Below are 3,280 nucleotides of genomic sequence, written 5' to 3'. Positions count from 1 at the left end.
GCGGAACTCGTATGCCGGCACGGTGCTCCTGTCGGAGGGGTTGGCCGGCGGCCCGGACCGCCGGTGCGGGTCAGTCGGCGGTCAGGTCGCGGCCGCCGCCGGCGCCGCCGGGGAGGATGTTCCGGTCGAAGATGGACAGCGGGATGCTGAGGGAGACCGCACTGTTGGGGATGTCCACGACGCCACCGATGCGCCCCTCGATGGGTGCAGCGCCGAGGAATATGTAGGCCTGCGCGAACGTCCAGTCCATGGCCGGCATCAGGTAGTTGATGGCGTTGAGGCAGGCCTGGCGGTAGGCGACCGTCGCGTTCATGTAGTAGTTCCGGCCGCCCTCGACGCTGATCCCTTCGAAGGTGATGAACTCCGAGTAGTTGGGGCCGACCCGGCCGGGCTTGAAGAACGGCATCGACTGCTTGTAGCGGTTCCATCCCGCCCTTGATCAGGTCGAAGTGCAGATCGATGAATCCGGGCATCTCGATGGCGCCACAGAACGTGATGTCGCCGTCGCCCTGGGCGAAGTGCAGGTCGCCGATGGAGCAGTTGGCGCCGGGGACGTACGCGGGCATGTAGACCCGGATGTCATCGGCGTCGTCGCTGTTGCGGATCTGGTCGTCCGTCCAGTCCTTGCACTCGATCCGGTACGTGCTCCCCGGGCGGACGGTGGCTGCTGGGGGATGTCCGGGTGCCAGCGGTTGTGCCCGGGAACCACCTGGTCGCGCATCGACACACTCAGGTCGCGGTTGACCTCGAAGATGACCTCGGGCATGGACGTGCTCCTTCGTTGCAGCGGTGGATGGGATCGAGGAGCGAGCCGGCGTGCCGACTCTCGCGCCGGCGGGCCGACGGATCAGCAGGCAGCCCGGCGTGCCCCTCGCCCCGGTGCCGACCTGGACCGGTCAGCGAGTGGACCTGGCGGTTGTGACCGGCTGGGACCAGGGCACCGGCTGCTCGGGCAGGACGTGCTCGCCGGTCCGGTCCGTCGACAGGCACAGCGAGCAGATGTGCGCACCGTGGGTCTGACAGGCCGCCATGTCGGGTCGTTCGTAGTCCTGGCGGCAGACGTGGCAGGTCATCGTCTCGCCGGAGGGGTTGCCGAGCTCGTCGTTCATCGGCGCGTCGATGCCGTCGTCGACGCGGCGGAGGTACCAGCGACCCTTGGTGGCGATGGCGAGGATCGGCGGGAACACCAGTGCCAGCACGATGGCGACCAGTGGGGAGTACGGCTTGAGGCCTTCTCCGAGTCCGCCGAAGAACACCAGGATCGAGACGCCGGCCGAGATGAGCATCGAACCGAAGCCGACCGGGTTGACCGCGTAGAGCATCCCGCGGCGGAACTCCGGCTCCTTCGGCGAGATCTTCAGCAGGTACTTGTTGATCGCGATGTCGCTGGCCACCACCACGATCCAGGCGATGCCGCAGTTGGCGTAGAAGCCCAGGATCGTGTTGAGGAAGTCGAACATGTTGGCTTCCATCAGCACCAGCGCGATGACGAGGTTGATGCCCAGGAACACCAGCCGACCCGGGTAGTGCCGGGTGACCCGGGTGTAGGAGTTGGTCCACGCCAGCGACCCGGAGTACGCGTTCGTGACGTTGATCTTCACCTGGCTGATGACCACGAGGACGACTGCGAGGGTCAGCGCCAGCCAGCCCGGCATGATGTCGCTGTAGATCTCCAGGAACTGGTGCACCGGCTGGTTGGCGATCGTCGCGCCGTCGCTGATGTTGGCGATGATGTAGACCGCGAGGAACAGCCCGATGACCTGCTTGGCTGCGCCGAACAGCACCCATCCAGGGCCGGCCAGCACCATCCAGGTCCACCACTTGCGGGCGTTCTCCGGCGTCCGTGGTGGCATGAAGCGCAGGTAGTCGATCTGCTCGGCGATCTGCGCGATCAGCGACAGGCAGACGCCGGCGGCCAGCAGCGCCGAGCCGACGCTGGCCGACTGGTCGTCCTCACCGCGGTACTCGAAGAACGCACCCACCGACTCCGGATGGCTGATCACCAGGTAGGCGAACGGCAACACCATGAGGATCAGCCACAGCGGCGTCGTCCACAGCTGGAGTTTGCTGAGGACCTTCATCCCATAGATGACCAGCGGGAAGATGAGCACCGTGGACAGGGCGTAGCCCAACCACAGCGGGATGCCCAGCCCGAGTTCCAGCCCCTGGGCCATGATCGCGCCCTCGAGCGCGAAGAAGATGAAGGTGAACGTCGCGAAGATGACGTTGGTGACGACAGAGCCGTAGTAACCGAAGCCGCTGCCCCGGGTGATCAGGTCGAGGTCCAGGTTGTACCGGGCCGCGTAGTAGGCCAGCGGGAATCCGGTCAGCACGACGACGACGGCGAAGATGGCGATGCCCCAGAGCGCGCTCGTGGTGCCGTAGGAGATGCCGATGTTGGCGCCGATCGCGAAGTCGGCGAGGTAGGCGATGCCGCCGAGCGCCGAGATGCCGACCACCGCCGGCGTCCACTTCCGGTAATGGCGGGGTGCGAAGCGGAGGGTGTAGTCCTCCAGCGTCTCCCGGGTGGCGGCGTCGACGCTGCGGCCAGTGGCGTAGTGCGGTGCCGATGGGCCGTCCTGGGGTGGACTGTGAACAGCCTCGCTCTGAGCCATCTGGTCTCCTGGGGTAGGCGAGAGAGCGACGATGTGGCGTTCTTCGCGTGCCAGGGAAAAGTAGGAGCCACGTGTTTCCGAGCGATGTGCGCGGCATCAAGCGGTGGCTCGGAATTGTTTACCTGCCTCGACTTGCGATCATGGCCGGAATGGCGGTGTCACACACCGCTCGGAGCTCGCGGTGCACGAGCGGTCAGTCCTCGGCGACCCAGACCGCGGCGTCCGGCGGCAGGGCGACGCTGCCGACCGAGGAGCGCACGTGCGTGGACGACGCGAGCAGCACCGGCCCGGACGTCGGCACCAGCACTGTCGAGGCGCCCATGTTGACCACGCAGCGCACCGTCTCGTCGGCCCCGACGCAGCGCACGGTCAGCACGTCGCCCTGGACGTCGACCGTCGCCTCGCCCGAGCCGAGCGCCGAGTGCGCCGACCGCAGGGCCAGCGCCCGCCGGTAGAGGGTCAGCATCGAGCTGCCGTCCCGGGCCTGCCGGGACACCGCGTACTGCTCCCACTCCGCCGGCACCGGCAGCCACGGCTCGGCCGCGCCGTCGGGGGAGAAGCCGACGCCGGGCAAGGCGTTCCACGGCATGGGCACGCGGCAGCCGTCGCGGCCGGCGCGCGCGCCGCCGCTGCGGTGGAAGATCGGGTCGAGCTTGGCCTCGTCG

The 3,280-nt window shown here is 67.7% G+C and carries 3 protein-coding genes and 1 pseudogene; all 4 read right to left on the bottom strand.

Features of this window, described 5'->3' with window-relative positions; all coding sequences use genetic code 11:
- Positions 1–70 precede the first annotated feature (70 nt).
- A complete protein-coding gene (locus VN520_RS19020) occupies positions 71–406 on the bottom strand; it encodes an acetamidase/formamidase family protein (protein WP_325748119.1) in 336 nt (111 codons plus the stop codon).
- Between the two features lie 85 nt (positions 407–491).
- Positions 492–635, bottom strand: a pseudogene (locus VN520_RS19015) (acetamidase/formamidase family protein); the annotation flags it as partial.
- Between the two features lie 261 nt (positions 636–896).
- Positions 897–2,615 (bottom strand): allantoin permease, encoded by a 1,719-nt coding sequence (locus tag VN520_RS19010; RefSeq protein WP_325748118.1) that lies wholly within the window; start codon positions 2,613–2,615, stop codon positions 897–899.
- 193 nt (positions 2,616–2,808) lie between these two features.
- The coding region (locus tag VN520_RS19005) for a DUF3459 domain-containing protein (RefSeq protein ID WP_325748117.1) at positions 2,809–3,280 on the bottom strand (472 nt) is incomplete at its 5' end.

This window comes from Streptomyces sp. (assembly GCF_035563135.1).
Lineage (GTDB): Bacteria > Actinomycetota > Actinomycetes > Streptomycetales > Streptomycetaceae > Streptomyces.
Note: the sequence above shows the minus strand (reverse complement) of the source record. Positions and strands in the feature narration are given on the sequence as shown.

Coding starts and splice junctions, on each gene's coding strand:
- VN520_RS19020 (WP_325748119.1), bottom strand. CDS start 406: ATGCCGTTCTTCAAGCCCGGCCGGGTCGGCCCCAACTACTCGGAGTTC.
- VN520_RS19010 (WP_325748118.1), bottom strand. CDS start 2,615: ATGGCTCAGAGCGAGGCTGTTCACAGTCCACCCCAGGACGGCCCATCG.